This is a genomic window from Sphingomonas sp., from assembly GCF_025362505.1.
In the GTDB taxonomy this organism is placed as follows: domain Bacteria; phylum Pseudomonadota; class Alphaproteobacteria; order Sphingomonadales; family Sphingomonadaceae; genus Sphingomicrobium.
In genome coordinates, this window is sequence record NZ_JANYGG010000138.1 from 13,424 (window position 1) to 33,530 (window position 20,107).

Annotated in this window: 24 protein-coding genes; 12 read left to right on the top strand and 12 right to left on the bottom strand. The window is 66.0% G+C overall.

Going from position 1 to position 20,107, the window contains the following annotated elements:
• Positions 1-24 precede the first annotated feature (24 nt).
• On the bottom strand, positions 25-1,152 hold the full coding sequence (locus Q0R27_RS13095) for an efflux RND transporter periplasmic adaptor subunit (RefSeq protein ID WP_293945677.1): 1,128 nt from the start codon (positions 1,150-1,152) through the stop codon (positions 25-27).
• 25 nt (positions 1,153-1,177) lie between these two features.
• Between Q0R27_RS13095 and Q0R27_RS13100 the strand changes: the two genes are divergently transcribed.
• From Q0R27_RS13100 to Q0R27_RS13110, 3 genes are all read left to right on the top strand, one after another.
• A complete protein-coding gene (locus tag Q0R27_RS13100) occupies positions 1,178-1,369 on the top strand; it encodes a hypothetical protein (protein ID WP_293945681.1) in 192 nt (63 codons plus the stop codon).
• A gap of 63 nt (positions 1,370-1,432) precedes the next feature.
• Positions 1,433-1,693, top strand: a complete 261-nt coding sequence (locus Q0R27_RS13105) for a GlsB/YeaQ/YmgE family stress response membrane protein (RefSeq protein ID WP_293945684.1) — start codon at positions 1,433-1,435, stop codon at positions 1,691-1,693.
• Positions 1,694-1,789: 96 nt separating this feature from the next.
• Entirely contained in the window at positions 1,790-2,509 is a 720-nt protein-coding gene (locus tag Q0R27_RS13110; protein WP_293945686.1) for an SIMPL domain-containing protein, read from the top strand.
• Positions 2,510-2,594: 85 nt separating this feature from the next.
• On the opposite strand, the gene Q0R27_RS13115 is transcribed toward Q0R27_RS13110, so the two are convergent.
• The 3 genes from Q0R27_RS13115 to Q0R27_RS13125 all read right to left on the bottom strand — a co-directional run bounded on the left by Q0R27_RS13115 (position 2,595) and on the right by Q0R27_RS13125 (position 3,663).
• The gene (locus Q0R27_RS13115) at positions 2,595-2,852 is read right to left on the bottom strand and encodes a GlsB/YeaQ/YmgE family stress response membrane protein (RefSeq protein ID WP_293945688.1); all 258 of its coding nucleotides are present in this window, start codon (positions 2,850-2,852) and stop codon (positions 2,595-2,597) included.
• A 163-nt stretch (positions 2,853-3,015) separates the two neighbouring features.
• The gene (locus Q0R27_RS13120; RefSeq protein ID WP_293945690.1) at positions 3,016-3,315 is read right to left on the bottom strand and encodes a DUF1153 domain-containing protein; all 300 of its coding nucleotides are present in this window, start codon (positions 3,313-3,315) and stop codon (positions 3,016-3,018) included.
• A 102-nt stretch (positions 3,316-3,417) separates the two neighbouring features.
• Positions 3,418-3,663 carry a hypothetical protein gene (locus Q0R27_RS13125; RefSeq protein ID WP_293945692.1) on the bottom strand — a complete coding sequence of 82 codons (246 nt, stop codon included), beginning with the start codon at positions 3,661-3,663 and terminating at the stop codon, positions 3,418-3,420.
• Between the two features lie 76 nt (positions 3,664-3,739).
• Here Q0R27_RS13125 and mnmA point away from each other — a divergent pair, with 76 nt between their 5' ends.
• The 3 genes from mnmA (at position 3,740) to Q0R27_RS13140 (ending at position 5,925) form a co-directional block, all read left to right on the top strand.
• Positions 3,740-4,858, top strand: a complete 1,119-nt coding sequence (gene mnmA / locus Q0R27_RS13130) for a tRNA 2-thiouridine(34) synthase MnmA (protein ID WP_293945694.1) — start codon at positions 3,740-3,742, stop codon at positions 4,856-4,858.
• A 61-nt stretch (positions 4,859-4,919) separates the two neighbouring features.
• The gene (locus tag Q0R27_RS13135) at positions 4,920-5,081 is read left to right on the top strand and encodes a Flp family type IVb pilin (RefSeq protein WP_293945696.1); all 162 of its coding nucleotides are present in this window, start codon (positions 4,920-4,922) and stop codon (positions 5,079-5,081) included.
• Complete coding sequence (locus Q0R27_RS13140; RefSeq protein ID WP_293945698.1) at positions 5,053-5,925, top strand: PhzF family phenazine biosynthesis protein; 873 nt, start codon at positions 5,053-5,055, stop codon at positions 5,923-5,925. Before Q0R27_RS13135 ends, Q0R27_RS13140 begins: the two co-directional genes overlap by 29 nt.
• Here Q0R27_RS13140 and Q0R27_RS13145 read toward each other — a convergent pair.
• Both Q0R27_RS13145 and pdxH read right to left on the bottom strand, forming a co-directional pair.
• Positions 5,922-6,842 carry a cation diffusion facilitator family transporter gene (locus Q0R27_RS13145; protein WP_293945788.1) on the bottom strand — a complete coding sequence of 307 codons (921 nt, stop codon included), beginning with the start codon at positions 6,840-6,842 and terminating at the stop codon, positions 5,922-5,924. The genes Q0R27_RS13140 and Q0R27_RS13145 overlap by 4 nt on opposite strands.
• Before the next feature lie 41 nt (positions 6,843-6,883).
• Positions 6,884-7,462, bottom strand: coding sequence for a pyridoxamine 5'-phosphate oxidase (pdxH, locus tag Q0R27_RS13150; RefSeq protein WP_293945702.1), 579 nt, complete (start codon positions 7,460-7,462; stop codon positions 6,884-6,886).
• A 102-nt stretch (positions 7,463-7,564) separates the two neighbouring features.
• On the opposite strand from pdxH, the gene Q0R27_RS13155 reads away from it, so the two are divergent.
• The 3 genes from Q0R27_RS13155 to fabI are packed head-to-tail and all read left to right on the top strand — an operon-like array spanning position 7,565 to position 10,399.
• Positions 7,565-8,518: a DnaJ C-terminal domain-containing protein gene (locus tag Q0R27_RS13155; RefSeq protein ID WP_293945704.1), complete on the top strand. Its 954-nt coding sequence runs from the start codon at positions 7,565-7,567 to the stop codon at positions 8,516-8,518.
• Between the two features lie 7 nt (positions 8,519-8,525).
• On the top strand, positions 8,526-9,584 hold the full coding sequence (locus tag Q0R27_RS13160) for a YihY/virulence factor BrkB family protein (RefSeq protein ID WP_293945706.1): 1,059 nt from the start codon (positions 8,526-8,528) through the stop codon (positions 9,582-9,584).
• A 23-nt stretch (positions 9,585-9,607) separates the two neighbouring features.
• On the top strand, positions 9,608-10,399 hold the full coding sequence (fabI, locus tag Q0R27_RS13165; protein WP_293945790.1) for an enoyl-ACP reductase FabI: 792 nt from the start codon (positions 9,608-9,610) through the stop codon (positions 10,397-10,399).
• A 31-nt stretch (positions 10,400-10,430) separates the two neighbouring features.
• Here the strand turns inward: fabI and Q0R27_RS13170 are convergent, their stop codons facing one another.
• The 3 genes from Q0R27_RS13170 to Q0R27_RS13180 form a co-directional block, all read right to left on the bottom strand.
• Positions 10,431-11,720: an adenylosuccinate synthase gene (locus tag Q0R27_RS13170; RefSeq protein ID WP_293945708.1), complete on the bottom strand. Its 1,290-nt coding sequence runs from the start codon at positions 11,718-11,720 to the stop codon at positions 10,431-10,433.
• A 68-nt stretch (positions 11,721-11,788) separates the two neighbouring features.
• Complete coding sequence (gene serA / locus Q0R27_RS13175) at positions 11,789-13,372, bottom strand: phosphoglycerate dehydrogenase (protein WP_293945710.1); 1,584 nt, start codon at positions 13,370-13,372, stop codon at positions 11,789-11,791.
• A gap of 85 nt (positions 13,373-13,457) precedes the next feature.
• Positions 13,458-14,582: a phosphoserine transaminase gene (locus tag Q0R27_RS13180; protein ID WP_293945791.1), complete on the bottom strand. Its 1,125-nt coding sequence runs from the start codon at positions 14,580-14,582 to the stop codon at positions 13,458-13,460.
• A gap of 367 nt (positions 14,583-14,949) precedes the next feature.
• Here Q0R27_RS13180 and Q0R27_RS13185 point away from each other — a divergent pair, with 367 nt between their 5' ends.
• The 3 genes from Q0R27_RS13185 to xth all read left to right on the top strand — a co-directional run bounded on the left by Q0R27_RS13185 (position 14,950) and on the right by xth (position 17,177).
• Positions 14,950-15,987 (top strand): M23 family metallopeptidase, encoded by a 1,038-nt coding sequence (locus Q0R27_RS13185; protein WP_293945712.1) that lies wholly within the window; start codon positions 14,950-14,952, stop codon positions 15,985-15,987.
• 68 nt (positions 15,988-16,055) lie between these two features.
• Positions 16,056-16,379, top strand: a complete 324-nt coding sequence (locus Q0R27_RS13190; RefSeq protein WP_293945714.1) for an iron-sulfur cluster assembly accessory protein — start codon at positions 16,056-16,058, stop codon at positions 16,377-16,379.
• A gap of 24 nt (positions 16,380-16,403) precedes the next feature.
• On the top strand, positions 16,404-17,177 hold the full coding sequence (gene xth / locus Q0R27_RS13195; protein WP_293945716.1) for an exodeoxyribonuclease III: 774 nt from the start codon (positions 16,404-16,406) through the stop codon (positions 17,175-17,177).
• Here the strand turns inward: xth and Q0R27_RS13200 are convergent.
• The 3 genes from Q0R27_RS13200 to clpS are packed head-to-tail and all read right to left on the bottom strand — an operon-like array spanning position 17,174 to position 20,069.
• Positions 17,174-18,316: an N-acetyltransferase gene (locus Q0R27_RS13200; RefSeq protein WP_293945718.1), complete on the bottom strand. Its 1,143-nt coding sequence runs from the start codon at positions 18,314-18,316 to the stop codon at positions 17,174-17,176. The genes xth and Q0R27_RS13200 overlap by 4 nt on opposite strands.
• Before the next feature lie 48 nt (positions 18,317-18,364).
• Positions 18,365-19,645, bottom strand: a complete 1,281-nt coding sequence (murA, locus tag Q0R27_RS13205; RefSeq protein WP_293945720.1) for a UDP-N-acetylglucosamine 1-carboxyvinyltransferase — start codon at positions 19,643-19,645, stop codon at positions 18,365-18,367.
• 49 nt (positions 19,646-19,694) lie between these two features.
• Positions 19,695-20,069, bottom strand: a complete 375-nt coding sequence (gene clpS, locus Q0R27_RS13210; protein ID WP_293945722.1) for an ATP-dependent Clp protease adapter ClpS — start codon at positions 20,067-20,069, stop codon at positions 19,695-19,697.
• Between the last annotated feature and the right edge of the window lie 38 nt (positions 20,070-20,107).

The following is a 20,107-nucleotide window of genomic DNA, read 5'->3' on the forward strand; positions in this document are numbered from 1 at the left end:
TTCGCTTCCCGGTGAGGGCTCGGCCTAAAGGCTTGGCGCGGCGGCGCGGACGGGCAGAACTTTCTGCCCCGAATTAAGGAACGGCCCGGCCGACTGGACGACCGCTTCCTGCCCGCTCAACCCGGCCATGATCGTCACTCCGGCTTCGTTGATCGACCCGATCTTCACCGCCCGCCTTTCGATTTGCTTGCGGGCATTGACGATGAACACGTAATTGCCCTTGTCGTCGCTCAGCACCGCGCTTTGCGGAAGCATCGGCGCGGTGGTCGATCCGGCGGTGATCTTTGCCTCGGCGAAGCCACCCGGGCGGATCGCCGCCGAATAGGGAATCGCGATGCGCACCTCGCCCTGGCGCGACTGCGGGTCGATCACCGGGGCAACCTGCCACACCGATCCGGCGACGTTGCGGTCGAGCCCGAGTGGGGTGACCGTCGCAGGCATCCCAACACGGACCATCGCGAGATCCTGCTGCGACATCACCGCGCGCATCTCCATCTCCCCGCCGAGCGCCAGCCGGAACAGCGCGCCCGACGCCGGGCTGACGATCTGTCCAACCTCGATGCTGCGCGACAGGATCAGGCCAGAGGTCGGCGCGCGAATATCGAGCTGGCCGATCTGCGCACTTGCCGCGCCGAGCTGGGCCTGCGCGACCCGCACCTGCGCGGCCGCCGCGTCCCGCGCGGCGCGCTTGGCGTCGAGGTCAGCCTTCGACACGAATCCTCCAGCGATGAGCGCTTGCGCCCGCGCGAGGTTAGACTGGGCGAGCGCCGCATTGGCCTGCGCCGCCTGAACCTGAGCCGCCAGTTGCGCCGCCTGTTGCGCCTGGACCGAGCGGTCGACCGTCGCCAGCACCTGCCCCGCCTTGACCCAGCTGCCTGCATCGACCAGCACCCGCGTCACCCGGCCGCCTTGGCCAGCGACGCCGACCGGCTGGTCGCGCCGCGCCGCCAGCGCGCCCGAGGCGGTGATCACCCGCCCGACCGAGCTCTGGCCGGGAACGATCACGCTCACCGTGGGAACCTGGCCGGTCGTGCCGCCGGCGCCCATCGCGGTCGCCATACCCGGCGCATCAGCACTTTTTCCGCGTTTCATTATCATCGCCAGCGCCAGCGCGACCGCGATCGCACCGATCACCACTGCGGCGATCAGCATCGTCCGCCGCCTGCTGGAGCGATCGATGACAATCAACCTGTCGGATGTTTCAAAACTGGTTTCCCGGTTCATGTCCGCCATTCTCTCAAGAACCCGTGACAAGGTTCACCACCTCGGCAACCATCGCCCACTGTATTATCCGAATAAGTCACTCGCGGCAACTGCCCATGGCTTTAGCTTTTCAAAAGCATTTTTCGATCAACGGCGGCACCTGTGATACGAACCAACGTTGACGCAATGCAACCGGGCCCGCGATGGGCGCCTGCAAGAGGAAGAAACTATGCTTGGTGCTCATGGAATCCTTGGCTGGATCATTATCGGCGGGCTGGCCGGCGCCATCGCCAAGGCGCTCATGCCGGGCCGCGACCCTGGCGGGTGCATCATCACGATCATCCTCGGCATCGCCGGAGCGGTCTTCGCGGGCTACCTCGGCCAAATGCTCAATTTCTACGGCCCGAACGACGCGGTCGGGTTCATCGGAGCGATCGTTGGCGCGTTCATTATCCTGTTCATCTACCGGCTGATCGCTCGCCGCCGCTGAATGTAAACGCACACGATACGCCGACGTAACGTTCAGGCGCGAGCCATCGCGCCGCGCCCAGTGTGGCGGGATGTCGGCATTCAAGGAGACCAATAAATGAGACTGATCGTCAGCGCATTGCTTGCCGGAGCGATGTTCGTCCCGGCCGCGACGGCCTCCGCGCAGGTGACCACCACGCTCGCCACCCCGATCAGCGGCACGCGACTCGACATCAGCGCAACGGGCGAGGCGACCCGCGGCCCCGACATCGCGATCATCTCGGCCGGCGTGACCACGCAAGCCGCGACCGCGACCGACGCGCTCGGCCAGAACGCGACCCGCATGGAGCGCGTCCGTACCGCCTTGAAGCGCGCCGGCGTCGCCGACCGCGACATCCAGACCGCCTCGATCAGCCTCCAGCCGCAGTATAAATATGTCGAGAACCAGGCGCCGATCCTGACTGGCTACCAGGCGTCGAACCAGCTCAGCGTCAAGTTCCGGGATATCCGCGCCTCGGGCAAGATCCTTGACGCGTTAGTCGGCGAGGGCGCCAACCAGATCAATGGGCCCAATCTGACGATCGACCACCCCGAAGCCGCGCTCGACGAGGCCCGCGGCAAGGCGATCGCCACCGGCCGCGCGCGCGCCGATCTCTATGCCCGCGCTCTGGGCATGCGCGTTATCCGCGTGATCTCGGTGAGTGAGAGCGGCGGCTACTCCTCGCCGCCGCCGCAGCCGATGATGGCCCGCGCGCAAGTGGCCGAGGCCAAGACTTCGATCGACCCGGGCGAACAGCAACTCCAGATCAGCGTTGCGATGGCCTTCGAGCTTCAGTAGAGCCTGATCATATGTTCACTGCGAACGAAAAAGGGGCCGCCCGGTCATCCCGCGCGGCCCCTTTCTGTCTTGGTGATACGCTGGTCTAACGGACCGAACCGCGGCGAACCAGGTTGACGATCGCGAGCAGGATCACGGCGCCGAGCAGCGACCACAGGAACGCAGTGACGCTGAGCGGAGCACCGTTGAGGCCCTCACGATTGAAGATGAAATTGGCAATCACGGACCCGACAATGCCGACGATGACATTGAGGATGATTCCCTGCTGACCGTCGGTGCGCATGATCAGGCTTGCGAGCCAGCCGCAGATACCGCCAATTACCAGCCAGATGATGAGTCCCATGGTGAGTTCCCTCCTGTTCATGACCGCCGCTGGGGCGACCTTCCGGCATCAAGACGCGTGATGCCCGCATCTTGTTCCGCATGGGGAACGCTCTGTCTAGTGTCGGTTACGAAACGACCGGCAAATGGTCCGCACCAAGCTTCGATTCTGCCCTGATCGAAGATCAATAACGCTGCTGTCGCTCGTACTGGTCGCGATAATGCTTGATGCGCGTGACGCGCAGGCCCGGCATGCCGCTGCGATCGACTGCGCGCTGCCAGCTGGTGAACTCTTCGAGGCTCAGCGTGTAGCGCTGGCACGCCTCGTCGACGGTCAGCAATCCCCCGGAAACGGCCGCTACGACTTCGGCCTTGCGGCGTACGACCCAGCGCGTGGTACCGGCGGGCGGCAGCGAGTCGAGCGTCAGCGGTTCGCCGAGCGGCCCGATTACCTGCGCAGGTCGAAATTTCTGATTCTCGAGCATTGGCGTCCTTAAACCTGATTTACTCTGTGTCTGGGACCCTGATTAACCCGTCGGCTTCAACAAATATGTAATGCCGCTGGTAAATGGTTCCGTCATGCTTCCTTAGTTTCGCTTAACTCTGTTCTCCGGCCCTTGCGCCGCTGCGTTTCCCCCTCGTGACTCGCCGGCAAAGGCGCCGCCGAGCAACAGTCCGGCATCGCGCCATCCCTCGCTCGCCGACAGGTAGCAGGCGATCGCCGCCTGCCGCCGTTCCTCGGGAACCACGGCATCGCCAATCATCCGCAGCAGCTCCGAAAGCTCTAGCGCACCGTCGCCGGCCGCTTGAAACCCACCCTCGAACTGCGACAAATGCCTGTCCCCGCAACGTTACCGATTGGTCATGAGCTAGACCAACAGGGTGAACATCGGGTAAAGGCGCCGCCTAATGTCCCCTGACACCATGATCGACTTCGGCCTCGCCCGACCGGCCAGCGCGGCGCGCATCGTCGTTGCCATGTCGGGCGGGGTTGATTCATCGGTCGTCGCCGTGCTCGCCGCGCAGACCGGCGCCGAGGTGATCGGCGTGACGTTACAGCTCTACGATCATGGCGAAGCGGTGAAGCGCTCGGGCTCATGCTGCGCGGGACAGGACATCTACGACGCCAAGACCGTCTGCGACCGGCTCGGCATCGCTCATTATGTGCTCGACTACGAAAGTCGCTTCCGCACCGGCGTGATCGATCGCTTCGCCGACGAATATGCCGCCGGGCGCACCCCGGTCCCCTGTTCGCTGTGCAACCAGGGGGTCAAATTCACCGACCTGATCGGTTTCGCCCGCGAGCTTGGCGCCGACTGCCTCGCCACCGGCCATTATGTCCGCCGCGTGATCGGCGCCGATGGCCGTGCCCAGTTATGGAAGGGGCGCGACCCCGCGCGAGACCAGAGCTATTTCCTCTATGGCACGACCGCTGAGCAACTCGATTTCCTCCGCTTCCCGCTCGGCGACCTGCCCAAGAGCGAGGTCCGCCGGCTGGCCGAGGAGGCTGGCCTGACCGTCGCCGCCAAGCCCGACAGCCAAGATATCTGTTTCGTCCCCGACGGCGACTATGCCGGCCTCGTCAAGCGTCTCCGCCCCGAGACGGCCGCGCCCGGAGACATCGTCGACCTTGCCGGCCGCACGCTCGGCCGCCACGACGGCGTCGTCCACTTCACCATCGGCCAGCGCCGCGGGATCGAGATCGGCGGCCAGCCCGTGCCGCTCTACGTCGTCCGGATCGAGCCCGAGTCGCGCCGTCTCGTCGTCGGTCCGCGGGCGGCGTTGGCCGTCTCGGCGGCACGCGTCGAAGGCGTCAACTGGCTTGGTGAAGGCCAGCGCAATGTTAAAGCCAAAGTTCGCTCGCTTGCCCGCACGGTCGAGGCCGAATGGGACGGCGAGTGGCTAAGCTTTCTGGTAAACGAATTTGGCGTGGCACCCGGCCAGTCGGCGGTCCTTTACGATGAGGAGAGATTGATCGGCGGCGGGACGATCGGTGAAACTCGCGGAACCTTTGCCCGGGCGGCCTGACCGCAAGTCTTTCTTAACCCTGCTGGCGGCAATTTCCGGTGGCCGAGTGGAGGGCCTAGAAATGTACCAGCTTGCCCGACTGCTGCGCGACCAAAAGGGTGCCAACGCAATCGAATATGCGCTGATCGCTGGCCTGATCGCCACCGCCGCGGTATTCGCCATGTCGAACCTCGGCTCCGGTGTGAACAACCTGTATGGCAACGTTTCGAGCAAACTCGGCTGATCCGGCGGCGAAAGCCTATTCCCTTGTCGACGTCTTCGGCACCGAGCCGTTCTCGGGCAATCCCCTCCCGGTTATTGCCGACGCCGATGACCTTGCGACCGAGGACATGCAGCGCATCACCCGCTGGTTCGGTTATTCCGAAACCGCTTTCCTGCTGACACCGACCGATCCCGCCGCCGACTATCGCGTTCGCATCTTCACCCTCGACCGCGAACTGCCCTTCGCCGGCCACCCGACGCTCGGTTCATGTCACGCCTGGCTGGCGAGCGGCGGCTTGCCCCGCGACAGCGCCACCGTCGTCCAGCAATGCGGCGCCGGCCTCGTCTCGCTGCGCCGGTCTGGTGGCACCCTCGCCTTCGCCGCTCCGCCGCTGCTTCGCTCGGGCGCGGTCGCCGAGGAGGACATCACCGAGATTGTCGATTTCCTGCGCATCGCCCGCAGCGACATCGTCGACGCGCAATGGGTCGACAACGGTCCCGGCTGGGTCGCGGTCCTGCTCTCCTCGGCCGATGCCGTGCTCGCCCTCGAACCGCCACCGACCTCGTCGCGCCGCATCGAGCTCGGCGTCGTCGGCCCTCATGCGCCGGGCGGACCGGCGGCGTACGAGGTTCGCTCCTTCTTCAGCGGCCAGCACGGAGCGATCATCGAGGACCCGATCACCGGCAGCCTCAACGCTTCGCTCGCCCAGTGGCTCACCCGAAGTGGTCGCTTCACCCCGCCCTACACTGCGCGGCAAGGCACCGCGATCGGACGCAACGGCCGGGTCAGCATCGATCAGGACGCCGACGGCACCATTTGGGTCGGCGGCCGCACACTCACGATCGCCTCGGGAAAAATGGCCTAGCGCGTCTCGGTGAGATGCGACGACAGCATCGTCTCGCGGTCGGTATGCCCCTCGGGGTCGAGGTGCATCAGTATCTCGGTGTTGGGAAAGCGCCGCTGGAGCTGCTCCTCGGCCGCATCGATCCGGTCATGTGCCTCGCGCACCGTCCACTCACCCGGCACCCACACGTGGAACTGGACGAAGCGGTGCGTTCCGCTGCTCCGCGTACGCAGATCGTGCAGACCCGCCAGTTCCGGAAACTCGGCGGCGGCGGCAAGGAATTCGGCGCGTTCGGCCTCGGGCCACTCCTGGTCCATCAGTTGCGACAAGGCATGCCTCGAGCTCGACCACGCCCCCCACGCCAGCCACGCCGCCAGCAGCAGTCCGAACAGCGCATCGGTCCCGCTGAGGTGCAGATACTGGTCGAGCACCAGCGCGATGATCACCGTGCCGTTGAGCAGCATGTCCGACTGGTAATGGAGATGGTCGGTAGCAATCGCGACCGATCCAGTCCGCCGCACGACATGCTTCTGGTACATCGTCAGCGCAAGGGTAACGAGGATCGCGACCAACGACACGCCGATGCCGAGTTCGGCATGCGACGTCTCGGTGCGATGCAGCAGCCGTTCGACCGATTGCAAGGCGATCGCCACCGCCGACCCGGTAATGATCATGACCTGCGCCAGCGCGACCAGCGCCTCGGCCTTGCCATGCCCGAAGCGATGGTCGTGATCGGCCGGCTGCGCCGCGATCCGCACCCCGAACAGCGTCACCATGCTGGCGAGCAGGTCGAGCCCGGTGTCGGCCAGGCTGCCGAGCATCGCCATCGACCCCGTCTCGACCGCCGCCCAGCCCTTCAGTCCGAGCAGCAGCAGCGCCGTCGCCACGCTCGCGAGCGCGGCGCGGGTCGATAGCGACGACCGCTCGTCATGCGCCAGGTGATGATGGCGATGGCCGGGGCCATTTCCGTGACCGCCGCTCACGGGTAAAGCATTCCTTCGCTCCAGCCCTCGCCGGAACGCGTGAACAGTCGCCGTTCGTGCAGTCGATGTGCGCGGTCGTTCCAAAATTCGATCCGCTCTGGCGTCACCCGGAATCCCGACCAACGCGGCGGGCGAGGCACGTCCTGGCCCTCGAACCGCTGCTCGACCTCAGCGAACCGCGCTTCGAACGTCGCCCGATCGGCCAGCGGGCGCGACTGATCGCTCGCCCAGGCGCCAAGCTTCGACGCGCGGCCACGGCTCGCGAAATAGGCGTCCGCCTCCTCCTCGCCGACCGCGCCGATCGCGCCCTCGATCCGCACCTGCCGGCGCTGCGACTTCCAGTGGAACAGCAACGCCACATGTGGGTTCGCCGCCAGCTCCCCGCCCTTGCGGCTGTCGAGATTGGTGTAGAACACGAATCCGTCCGGCCCATGCCCCTTGAGCAGCACCATCCGTACCGACGGTCGCCCCTCGGCATCCGCCGTCGCCAGCGCCATCGCGTCCGGATCATTGGGCTCGCTCGCCCGTGCCTCGGCGAACCACGCGTCGAACAGGGCGAAGGGGTCATTGGCCATCCTCCAGCCTTACTCGCCCGCCATGCCGCACCGCAACACGCTTGTCGCCGCGCCCGCGCTGCCCCATCTGGCAGCCGCTGTATTCTCCGCCTAAGGAACCGCATGGACCTATATCAACGCCTGGGGATAAAGCGCGGCGCGACCGAGGCCGAGATCAAGAAGGCTTATCGCAGCCTCGCCAAGCAGCTCCACCCCGACCGCAACAAGGACAACCCGAAAGCCAACGAGCGCTTCAGCCAGGTGACGCACGCCTACGACCTGCTGTCCGACAAGGACAAGCGCGCCCGCTATGACCGTGGCGAGATCGACGAGGACGGCAATCCCAAGATGCCGTTCGGTGGCGGCGGCTTCGGCGGCGGCGGCCCGCGCCCCGGCCCCGGCGGCGGCTTTGCCGGAGGTGGCCCCGAGGGTTTCGACACCGCCCAGGCGGCCGATTTGTCGGACCTGTTCGAGGGCCTGTTCGGCGGTGCCCAGCCCGGCGGCGCGCGCGCCGGCGGCGGCTTCTCGGGTTTCGGCCGCCGCAGCGCCCCTCCGCCCAAGGGCGCCGACGTCGCCTATCGCCTCAAGGTTCCGTTCGTCGATGCGGCCGCGCTCAAACCGCAACGCGTCACCCTCGCCGGAGGCAAGACTCTCGATCTAAAGCTTCCCGCCGGGGTCGAGGACGGCGCCAAGATCCGCCTGTCGGGCCAGGGACAGGACGGCGCGGGCGGCAAGGGCGACGCGATCGTCCAGGTCGAGATCGCCGCCCACCCCTTCTACACCCGCGACGGCGGCAATATCCGTTTGACCCTCCCAGTTACCCTCCCAGAGGCGGTGCTCGGCGCCAAGGTCAAGGTGCCGACCCCCGACGGCCCGGTGATCCTCTCGATCCCCAAGGGCTCGACCTCGGGCAAGGTCATGCGGCTCAAGGAACGCGGCTTCACCGACAAGGCCGGCAAGCGCGGCGACGTGCTGATTACGCTGGCGGTCGACCTTCCCGCCGGAGACGCCGCGCTCGAAGCTTTCGCTGCCGACTGGACGGCGGCAAGCAACCCACGGGCATCGCTCGGAGTTTGACGATCGTATGAAGAGCGTATCTCCCCAGTCGCCCGAGGAACGGCGCAAGCGTCTGGCGGAACTCAAGGCCAAGTTCGGTAGCGAGGTCGCCGACAAGTTCCGCCCGACCACCACCCCGTGGATCATCACCAAGCGCGTCGCTGTCGGCGTCTATTCGGACGGCTTCATCCACGCCGGCAACCTCGCCTATCTCGCTGTCCTCGCGCTATTCCCCTTCTTCATCCTCGCTGCTGCGGTCGCCCATCTGCTCGGCCAGGGCCAGGACGCGATCCTCACCGTCAACAACGTGCTCCAGCGCCTGCCCCCCAACGTTGCCGACCTGATGCGCGACCCGATCCGCGAAGTGTTGACCGTGCGCACCGGCCCGCTGCTGTGGTTCGGCGGGTTTGTCGGCCTGTGGACCGCGGCGAGCTTCGTCGAAACCATCCGCGACATCCTGCGCCGCTCCTACGGCGTCCAGTATAGCGCGCCTTTCTGGACCTACCGCCTCGGCTCGCTCGCGCTGATCATGGGCGCCGTCCTCCTGATGATGATTGCGCTCGGTGCCTCGGTAGTGCTCGCCTCGCTCAATCAGGCGGTCGTCGCCTGGTTCCCGTTCGCCAGCGGTCTCGCCAGCAAGCTCGGCTTCTACCGCCTCGCCCCCGCGGTTACGCTCTACGGCACTTTCTACTTCCTGTTCCTCGCCCTAACCCCGTCCCGCTACCGCAAGAAAAGCTGCCGCAAATGGCCGGGCGCCCTGTTCGTCACCGTGTGGTGGCTGGTCGTGGTCGAGCTGCTGCCGCGGATCATCGCCTGGTTCGGCGGCTACCAGAAAACCTACGGCAGCCTCGCCGGAGTCATGGTCGCGCTGATCTTCTTCTTTTTCGCCGGCCTTGGCGTCACCATCGCCGCCGAGTTGAACGCGGCGCTGGCGGACGCGGGCAGCAAAGCGCTAAGGGGCGAAGTCTATTCGGGACCTTTCAGCAACGAACTGGAGGTCGAGGAGCCCCAACCTGGGGAGGACATGGCGCCTGAACCGGTGTCGGTCAAATCGGGCGGGGCGGGGTTGAAGGGGAGCGAAGTATGAGCGGATTGATGGCGGGCGGCCTGATGAGCGGCAGGCGCGGGCTGATCATGGGCCTCGCCAACGACCGGTCGCTCGCCTGGGGGATTGCCAAGCACCTTAGCCAGCATGGCGCCGAGCTCGCCTTCGCTTACCAGGGCGAGGCGATCGAGAAGCGCGTCCGCCCGCTCGCCGCCGAGCTCGGCTCCCACCTGCTGATCGATTGCGACGTGTCCGACATGGCCGCGCTCGACCGCGCGTTCGCCGAATTGAAGACGAAATGGGACAGCCTCGACTTCGTCGTCCACGCCATCGGCTTCTCCGACAAAAACGAGCTTCGCGGCAAATATGTCGAGACCAGCCTCGACAATTTCCTGATGACGATGAACATCTCGGTCTACAGCTTTGTCGCCGTCGCCGAGCGCGCCCGCGCGATGATGAAGCCCGGCGGGTCGCTGCTCACCTTGTCCTACTACGGCGCCGAAAAGGTCATTCCCCACTATAACGTGATGGGTGTCGCCAAGGCCGCGCTCGAAGCCTCGGTCAAATATCTCGCCGCCGACCTTGGTCCCGGCGGCCTGCGCGTCAACGCGATCAGCGCCGGCCCGATCAAGACGCTCGCCGCCAGCGGCATCGGTGACTTCCGCTACATCATGAAGTGGAACGAGTATAACAGCCCGCTGCGCCGCAACGTCACCATCGAGGATGTCGGTGGGGCGGCGCTATACCTGCTCAGCGACCTTGCCAGCGGCGTCACCGGCGAAATCCACCACGTCGATGCGGGGTACAACGTCATCGGCATGAAAGCCGAGGACGCCCCGGATATCTCGACGGTGTAACTTTCTCCTCTTCCGCCAGAGCGGGAGGGACTCAACTCGCGAACGGATCCCTTACCAAAATCGTGTCATCACGCTCTGGCGACGTGCTCACCAGCGCCACCGGGCAGCGGATCAGCTCCTCGATCCGCCGCACATATTTGATCGCCTGGGCCGGCAAGTCGGCCCACGACCGCGCGCCCGCCGTGATGCCTTCCCAGCCGTCCATTTCCTCATAGATCGGCTCGACCCGCGCCTGGTCCGCCGCGTGCGCCGGGAAATAATCGTACACAGTGTCGCCGATCCGATACCCCGTGCAGATCTTCACAGTCTCGAACCCGTCGAGCACGTCGATCTTGGTTAGCGCGATACCGGTAATCCCCGACACCGCCGCCGACTGCCGCACCAGCACCGCATCGAACCAGCCGCAGCGCCGCTTGCGCCCGGTCACGGTCCCGAACTCATGCCCCCGCTCACCAAGCCGCTGCCCGGTCTCGTCCTCGAGCTCGGTCGGGAACGGCCCGCTGCCGACTCGCGTCGTATAGGCCTTGACGATCCCCAGCACGAAGCCCGCCGCCGACGGCCCCATCCCGCTCCCCGGCCCAGTCGTCCCGGCAACCGTGTTCGACGAAGTCACGAACGGGTACGTCCCGTGATCGACATCGAGCAATACGCCCTGCGCACCCTCGAACAGGATCCGCTTGCCGCTGCGCTGTGCCGCGTCGAGGTCGCGCCATACCGGGCGGGCGAATTGCAGGACGAAATCGGCGATGTCGGCGAGGTCGCACTTCAAGCGCGCGCGATCGATCGGCGGCTCGTTGAACCCGGCGCGCAAGGCATCGTGGTGGGCGCACAGCCGGTCGAGCAGCGGGTCGAGCTGATCGAGATGCGCGAGGTCGCACACCCGGATCGCGCGGCGCCCGACCTTGTCTTCGTAAGCCGGTCCGATCCCGCGCCGCGTCGTCCCGATCTTCCCCGCCCCGCTCGCGTCCTCGCGCAACGCGTCGAGGTCGCGATGAATCGGCAGGATGAGCGGGCAGGTTTCCGCGACCATCAGCACTTGCGGGGTGATCTCGACCCCCTGCGCCGCCAGCCGCTCGACCTCGGCCTTGAGCGCCCACGGGTCGAGCACCACGCCATTGCCGATCACCGATGGCGTGCCGCGCACGATCCCCGACGGCAGCAGCGACAGCTTGTAAACCTGGTTGCCGACGACCAGCGTATGCCCGGCATTATGCCCGCCCTGGAAGCGCACCACGACATCGGCCCGGCTGGCGAGCCAGTCGACGATCTTGCCCTTCCCCTCGTCGCCCCACTGCGCGCCGATGACGGTAACATTTCCCACGAAAATTCCTTTGATTGCGACGGCGCTCTAGGGGAGCGGGGGGCTGGGGTCAAAGATGGGAAAGCCGCTCAGAATTTCAGCGGGCGGACCAGCCTGACGCCGGGCAGCGTCTCGACCTTGCGCACCACCTCGGGCCCGACCGGCTCGTCGAGCGACAGCAGCAGCACCGCGTCGCCGCCCGCAGCCAGCCGGCCGAGGTGGAACGTGCCGATGTTGATGTTCGCTTCGCCGAGCAGCGTGCCCAGCCGGCCGATGAACCCGGGTCGATCCTCGTTGACGATGTACAGCATGTCGCCGACCAGATCGGCTTCGACCTTGACCCCGAACAGTTCGACCAGCCGCGGCGCCGAATTGCCGAACAGCGTCCCCGCGACCGTCCGCTCTCCCGCCTGGGTGCGCGCCGAAACGCGCAGCAGGGTGTGGTAATCGCCCTCGCGGTCATGGCGCACCTCTCGCACGTCGAGCCCGCGCTCCTTGGCCAGCACCGGAGCATTGACCATGTTTACGCTGTCCGAATGGACCCGCATGAACCCGGCGAGCACTGCCCCGGTGATCGGCTTCGCATTGAGCGCCGCGGCGGCCCCCTCGGTCTCGATTGACAGGCAACCGATGGAGCCATGCGCAAGTTGCCCGACCAGGCTGCCGAGCCTCTCGGCCAGCGCCATGTATGGCTTCAGCCGCGGCGCCTCCTCGGCCGACAGCGAGGGCATGTTCAGCGCGTTGGTCACCCCGCCGAGCAGCAGATAATCGCTCATCTGCTCGGCAACCTGGATCGCGACATTGACCTGGGCTTCGCTAGTCGAGGCGCCGAGGTGCGGGGTCGAGATGAAATTCGGAGTTCCGAACAACGGCGAGGCCTTGGCTGGCTCGCTCTCGAACACGTCGAGCGCCGCGCCACCGACCTGCCCGCTGTCGAGCGCGTCCTTGAGCGCCGCCTCGTCGATCAGCCCGCCACGCGCACAATTGATGATACGAACACCCTTTTTCGTCTTCGCAATGTTTTCGCGCGACAAGATGTTGCGGGTTTGATCGGTCAACGGCGTGTGCAGCGTGATGAAGTCGGCGCGGGCGAGCAGCTGGTCGAGTTCGACCTTTTCGACACCAATCTCGATCGCCCGCTCCGGTGTCAGGAACGGGTCGAACGCGACGACCTTCATCTTCAGCCCAAGTGCGCGTGAAGCGACGTTCGAACCGATATTGCCCGCCCCGATCAGCCCGAGCGTCTTGCCCGTCACCTCGACCCCCATGAAGCGGTTCTTCTCCCACTTGCCGGCCTGGGTCGAGGCGTCGGCCTCGGGCAGCTGGCGGGCGAGCGCGAACATCAGCGCGATGGCGTGTTCGGCGGTGGTGATCGAATTGCCGAACGGCGTGTTCATTACCACCACGCCGCGCGCGGTCGCAGCCGGAATGTCGATATTGTCGACCCCGATGCCGGCCCGGCCGACGACCTTGAGATTGGTCGCTGCCTCGAGAATTTTCGAGGTCACCTTGGTCGACGAGCGGATCGCGAGCCCGTCATACTCACCGATGATCGCGGCCAGTTCCTCGGGCGTCTTGCCGGTGATTTCGTCGACATGGATGCCGCGCTCGCGAAAGATCGATGCGGCGCGCGGGTCCATGGAATCGGAGATGAGAACTTTGGGGGTGGTCATGATGTGTTCCTTTGCCGCTCTTCCCTTGCGGGAGAGGGAGGGCCCGCGCCGAATGCGTGGGAGGATGAGGGGTCGCCGCAGCGCGTTAGTTGGACACTTCGGCCCAGGCCCAATCGAGCCACGGCCCGAGCGCCTCGATATCCGAGGTATCGACGGTCGCCCCGCACCAGATGCGCAAGCCCGGCGGCGCATCGCGATACCCAGCGATGTCATACGCCACCCCCTCGGCCTCGAGCAGCCCGGCGAATTTCTTGATCAGCGCTTCGTCAGCGCCCTCGACCGTCAGGCATACGCTGGTCGTCGACCGGGTCGCCGGATCCGCCGCGAGATGCCCCAGCCACGACCGCTCGGCCACGATCTGGCCGAGCGCCGCCGCATTGGCATCGCTCCGCGCGATCAGCCCGTCCGCGCCGCCGACCGACCTCGCCCATTCAAGCGCGCAGATCGCATCCTCGACCGCCAGCATCGACGGCGTGTTGATCGTCTCGCCCTTGAATACGCCTTCGGTCAGTTTGCCTTTCGACACGAGCCGGAACAGCTTGGGCAGGGGCCACGCGGGCGTGTAGGTTTCCAGCCGCTCGACCGCCCGCGGCCCGAGGATCAGCACGCCATGCGCGCCCTCTCCGCCGAGCACCTTCTGCCACGAGAAGGTCGCAACATCGATCTTGTCCCACGGGATCGGGTAAGCGAACACCGCGCTGGTCGCGTCGGCGAAGCTCAGCCCCTCGCGGTTATCCGCAATCCAATCGCCATCGGGTACCCGCACCCCCGACGTCGTCCCGTTCCAGGTGAACAGCACATCGTTCGCCCAGTCGATCTGGCCCAGGTCCGGCAACTGCCCGTAATCGGCGCGAATCACGGTCGGGTCGAGCTTCAATTGTTTGACCGCATCGGTCACCCAGCCATCGCCGAAGCTCTCCCACGCAAGCGTCGTCACCGGCCGCGCACCGAGCATCGTCCACATCGCCATTTCAAAGGCGCCAGTGTCCGATCCGGGCACGATCCCGATGCGATGCGTGTCGGGCAGCCGCAGCAATTCGCGCATCAAATCGATGCTGTATTGCAGGCGCGCCTTGCCGATCTTCGACCGGTGCGACCGGCCGAGGCTTTCGGTAGCGAGTTTGGAAGCATCCCAGCCGGGCGGCTTGGCGCATGGCCCGGACGAGAAATAAGGACGCGCGGGGCGCGTGGCAGGTTTCGTCACTTTCAGTCTCTCCTCACAGAGAGCTCGCGCCGCGTTGGGACGGCGTGGCCCGTCGCCGCTAATAGCGGTCAAATGCTGCAGTGCAAGCCAATGCTGCACTGCAAAGACGCACCCTGGCGACAGGGATTCGCACATCGCTTTCACGCCAACCGACTAACCTCGCGCAACCCGTTGAAACGGTTCACCGCAGGGTGCGGACGGTTCGTCCCGTGCAGCGGAACTAGCTGTTGAATTGCTTAACCATTCGCGGTCTCAAGTCCCGGCCACCGCTCGAAGGGCATTCGAACGGCACGGCGACGGGGCTGGGGAGCTCCTTTGCAATTGGGACGAAGCGGCAAAGCGATTCGCCGCGACGGACGAGTTTGGAGCACCGATGACCGCAGTTTTCGCCGTATCGAAATCGCTCATTCGCGACCGTGATTTCTTCGTCCATGACGGATCCAGTCTCCGCCGCCTGCGCCTGTCGGCCCCGGTCCAGCTGCTGTTCCTTGCCATCCTCACCGCACTGATCGCTTTCTCGGGCTATTCCGCTGCCCGCCTGTTAGCCGGCCCCGCCGCGCGGCCCGCCACCATCTCCCCCGCCATTGCCGCTTCGACCGAAGCCCGCACGCGCAAGATCGAGCAGCGCCAGGCGCTGATCGAAGCCGCACTGACCGGCCGCCGCCTCGCTCCCGCGAACGTCGCCGGCAAAGACGCCCTCGCCCGCGTCGAAACCGCTCAGCTGCAGCAGGCCGCGCTCGTCGCCAGCGCGCTCGACGTCCGCTACCGGGTCACTACCGCAGAGCTGAAGCGCCTCGGCCTGACCCCCGCCCGCCTCGGCCAGACCGGCGAGGGCGGCCCGTTCGAAAGCGTGTCGATTAACTCTGTGCGGGCCGACCCGACCTTCAAGGCGCTGTTCGCCAGCTGGAAGAAGCTCGACAGCCTGCAGGACAGCGCGATCGCCGTCCCGTCGGAAAAGCCGGTCAGGACCGCCTCCTTCACCTCGGGCTTCGGCGTCCGCTCTGACCCATTCCAGGCACGCGCCGCGATGCACCCGGGGATCGACCTCGCCGGCGCGATGGGTACCCCGATCTACGCCACCGCCGATGGCACCGTGCTTCGCGCGGGCTGGAACGGTGGCGGCTACGGCAACCTCGTCGAGCTCGATCATGGCAAGGGCATTGCCACCCGTTACGGCCACATGTCGGCGGTGCTCGTCTCGGCCGGACAGCATGTAACGCGTGGCCAGCAGATAGGCCGCATGGGCTCGACCGGCCGCTCGACCGGCAGCCACCTTCACTATGAAGTTCGCATCGACGGCCGACCGGTCAATCCGATCCCGTTCATGAAGTCGACCGACTACCTCCTCGCGATGCGTGCCGGCTCGGGCGCCGCGCTCGACCAGATCGCGATGGGTGGGCCGAAACGCTAACGGCTCGCCGTCAGCTACAATCGCCTGATAAGCTTGCTGATAGCGTTCGCGACCCCTATCTCCATCTTATGACTGACGTTCAGCTCACCGCCAGCGCCGCCAAGCGCGTCGCCGCTATCGCGGCCAAGCAGGACAAGCCCGCCGTGCTCCGCCTCGCGGTCGAGGGCGGCGGTTGCGCCGGTTTCAGCTACAAGTTCGCGCTGGGCGAACCCGAGGCCGATGATATGCTCGTCGAAACCGACGGCGTCTGCCTCGTTGTCGACCCGATGACCCTCGACCTCGTCCGCGGCTCGGCGGTCGATTTCGTCGAGGACATGGGCGGATCGGCGTTCAAGGTGACCAACCCCAACGCGGCGTCGGGCTGCGGTTGCGGGTCGAGCTTTTCGATCTGACCCCGCGCCGCTAGACCGGCGATCATGAAAATCGCCACCTACAACGTCAACGGCATCCGCGCCCGCCTCCCCCGCCTGCTCGAATGGCTCGACCGCGCGGCGCCCGACGTCGTCTGCCTGCAAGAACTCAAATGCGCCGACGAAGCACTCCCGATCGGCGACATCGAAGCGGCGGGCTACGGCGCCGTCTGGCATGGCCAGAAAGGCTTCAACGGCGTCGCGATATTGGCGAAAGGCGACGCTCCCATGCTCCGCCACATCGGCCTTCCCGGCGACCCCGACGACAGCCATTCGCGCTACATCGAGGCTGAGGTCGGCGACTTCGTCGTCGCCTCGCTTTACCTCCCCAACGGCAATCCGGTCGGCACCGACAAATTCGCCTACAAGCTCGCCTGGATGGAGCGCCTCCGTGCCCATGCCGCCACGCTCCTCGCCGAGGAAAAGCCGACCATCCTCGCCGGCGACTGGAACGTCATCCCCGAAGACCGCGACGTCTTCTCCGCGAAGGCGGTCGCGGGGGACGCGCTGATTCAGCCCGAAACGCGCGCTGCGTACCGCACCATCCTCTACCAGGGCTGGACCGACGCGCTGCGCGTCCTCAACCCCGACGACCCCAAGCTGTGGACCTTCTGGGACTATACGATGGGCGCATGGCAGCGCGACTTGGGCTTCCGCATCGACCATCTCCTGTGCAGCCCGCAAGCCGTCGACCGCCTGCGCGCCGCCGGCGTCGACCGCTGGCCGCGCGGCGAGGAGAAAGCCAGCGACCATACCCCGGTGTGGGTCGACCTCGCCTAAAGCGTCTTCTCGTAAATCCGGTAGGTATGATTGACCTTTGCACCGGGCAGTTCGGCAATCGACATCATCCCTTGGTTGTCCTCAAGGATCCAACCGAACTCGCCATGAGTCGCGCCGAAATCTGCGACGATCGCGCGGCGGATATGCTCGATCAGCATAAACGCCAGCTGCCCCGCCATCCGCGTCCCGTGGAGCTTCTTCGCTACCCCCATCAGCGGCACCCGCACCCGCGCCGTCCTCGGCTTGCGTAACCGCCACAGCAGCTTGATAAAATTGAACGGGAACAGCTCGCCGTTCAAATCCTTGGTCAAATCATTGATGTCGGGAATGGTCAGCATGAACGCCACCGGCTCCCCGTCCAGTTCGGCGATCAGCACCATTTCGGGGAAGATGATCGGCTTCAATTTCTTGCCGGCATAGGCAATCTCGTCGGGGGTCAGCGGCACATAACCCCAATTGTCGGACCAGGCATCGTTGAGCAGGTTCAAAATGATCGCCGAATCGCGCTCGAACTTGGACTTGTCGACCGGGCGAAGCACGATCCGCGGGTTCTTGTCCCCCGCCGCGACCAGCCGCGCCATCACCCCCTCAGCCGGCGGCCGAATATCGACCTCATAGGTCAGCAAATCCTTTGCCTTGGCGTAGCCCGCGCCGTCGATCCACCCTTGGTAGGCGGCAAGATGATGCCCCATCATGACCATCGGCGGCTGCTCGAAACCTGAGATCAGCAGCCCCGGCTCGTCCCAGATCGACAGGCTGATCGGTCCCATTGACCGCGTCATCCCCTCGCCCCGTAACCACTCCTCGGCCTGCGCGATCAGCGCCGCAGCCGCCACGCCGTCGAGCGCCTCGAACATCCCCCAGTGGCCGATCCCCGGCCCCATATGCTCGAGCACCAGCTGGTCGACCTGCGCACTGATCCGGCCGACGACCTTGCCGCCCCGCTCCGCCAGCCACAGCTGCGCCCTGGCGTGCCCGAACCACGGGTTCTTCTTCGGATCGATCAGCCCGTGGACCTCGTCCTTGAGCGGGGGGACCCAGGCGGGATCGTCCTTGTAGACCTCCCATGCGAGGTCGACGAACTGCTTGCGATCGGCCTTGGTGACAACCGGACGGATGGTGACGGGTGCGTTGCTCATCGGTGAGGCGTAGCGGCTGCCTGCTTGCCTGTCACTTACCCGCCAGGTTCAGCTCCCGCGCCGTTCGATGTTCGCGCCGACCGCCGACAATTTCTCCTCGAGCCGCTCGTAACCGCGATCGAGGTGGTAGACCCGCAGCACTTCGGTTTCGCCCTCGGCCGCGAGGCCCGCCAGCACCAGACTCATCGACGCGCGCAGGTCGGTCGCCATCACCTTCGCCCCGGTCAGCCCGGCAACCCCATGGACGATCGCCGACCGCCCGCGGACGTCGATGCTCGCTCCCATCCGGCGCAGTTCCGGAACGTGCATGTATCGGTTTTCGAAAATCGTCTCCTCGAGGAAGCTTTCGCCCTGCGCGAGGCACATCATCGCCATGAACTGCGCCTGCATGTCGGTCGGGAAGCCGGGGTAAGGCGCGGTCGAGATGGCGAGCGGCCGCAGCGGCTTGTCGGCGGTGACGCGGATCCCCTTGCCGCTGAATTCAACGATCAGCCCGGCCGCGGCGAGCGCGTTGGTGATCGCCAGCATGTCGTGCGGCCGCGCCCCGACGAGCTCAATCGACCCACCGGTGATCCCAACCGCGCAGGCATAGCTGCCCGCCTCGATCCGGTCGGGCATGACCTCATATTCGCAGCCGTGCAGCCCCTCGACCCCGCGGATGATCAGGTGCGACGAGCCGATTCCGTCGATCCTCCCGCCCATCGCCACCAGCAAATTGCACAGGTCGACGATCTCCGGCTCGCGCGCGGCGTTGAACAGCTGGGTCTTCCCCTTGGCCAGCACCGCCGCCATCAGCGCATTCTCGGTCGCGCCGACCGACACCACCGGAAAGCTGTAGTCGCCGCCCGGCAGCCGGCCCTTGGGCGCGGTCGCCTTCACATAACCGGCGGCAAGCTCGATCTCGGCGCCCATCGCCTCAAGCGCGCGCAGGTGCAGGTCGATCGGCCGGTCGCCGATCGCGCAGCCGCCCGGTAGCGAGACGGTCGCCTCTCCCGCCCGCGCCAGCATCGGGCCGAGCACGAGGATCGACGCGCGCATCTTGCGCACCATGTCGTAGGGCGCGACGGTCGAGGCGAGATCCTTCGCCTGCAACGTCATCCGCCGTCCGATCTCGCCCGGCTTGACCCCGTCAACCTTGGTCGACGCGCCGAGCCCGTTGAGCAGGTGCGAGAAATTGTCGACATCGGCCAGCCGTGGCAGGTTGGCGAGGGTCAGCTTCTCATTGGTCAGCAACGCGCACGGCAACAGCGCCAGCGCACTGTTCTTCGCCCCCGAGATCGGAATCTGCCCTTCGAGCCGCTGCCCGCCGACGATGTGAATGCTGTCCATCGAAGCGCGGTAAATTCAAACCTTCCTCGCTGCAAGGGAGGGAAAAAGTCTACGCCTTCTCCAGCGTGCACTGCAGCGGGTGCTGGTTTTCCCGCGCGAAGTCGATCACCTGGCTGACCTTGGTCTCGGCGACCTCGTAAGTGAACACCCCGCACACCGCGAGGCCCTGCTGGTGGACCTGGAGCATGACCCGCGTCGCATCCTCGATCCCCATCGAGAAGAAGCGCTGCAGGCACAGCACGACAAATTCCATCGGCGTATAATCGTCGTTGAGCATCAGCACCTTGTAGTTGCTCGGTTTCTTGGTGCGCGGACGGGTCCGGGTGACGACTCCGGTCTCGCCGTCCTCGCGCCCGCCGCCACCGCCGCCGCGGCCGTCATCGATCCCCTGGTCGCCGCCGCGTCCCGGCTCATCGCCCGCCATGCTGGTTCTGCTCATCATCACGACGAATATGGCAATGG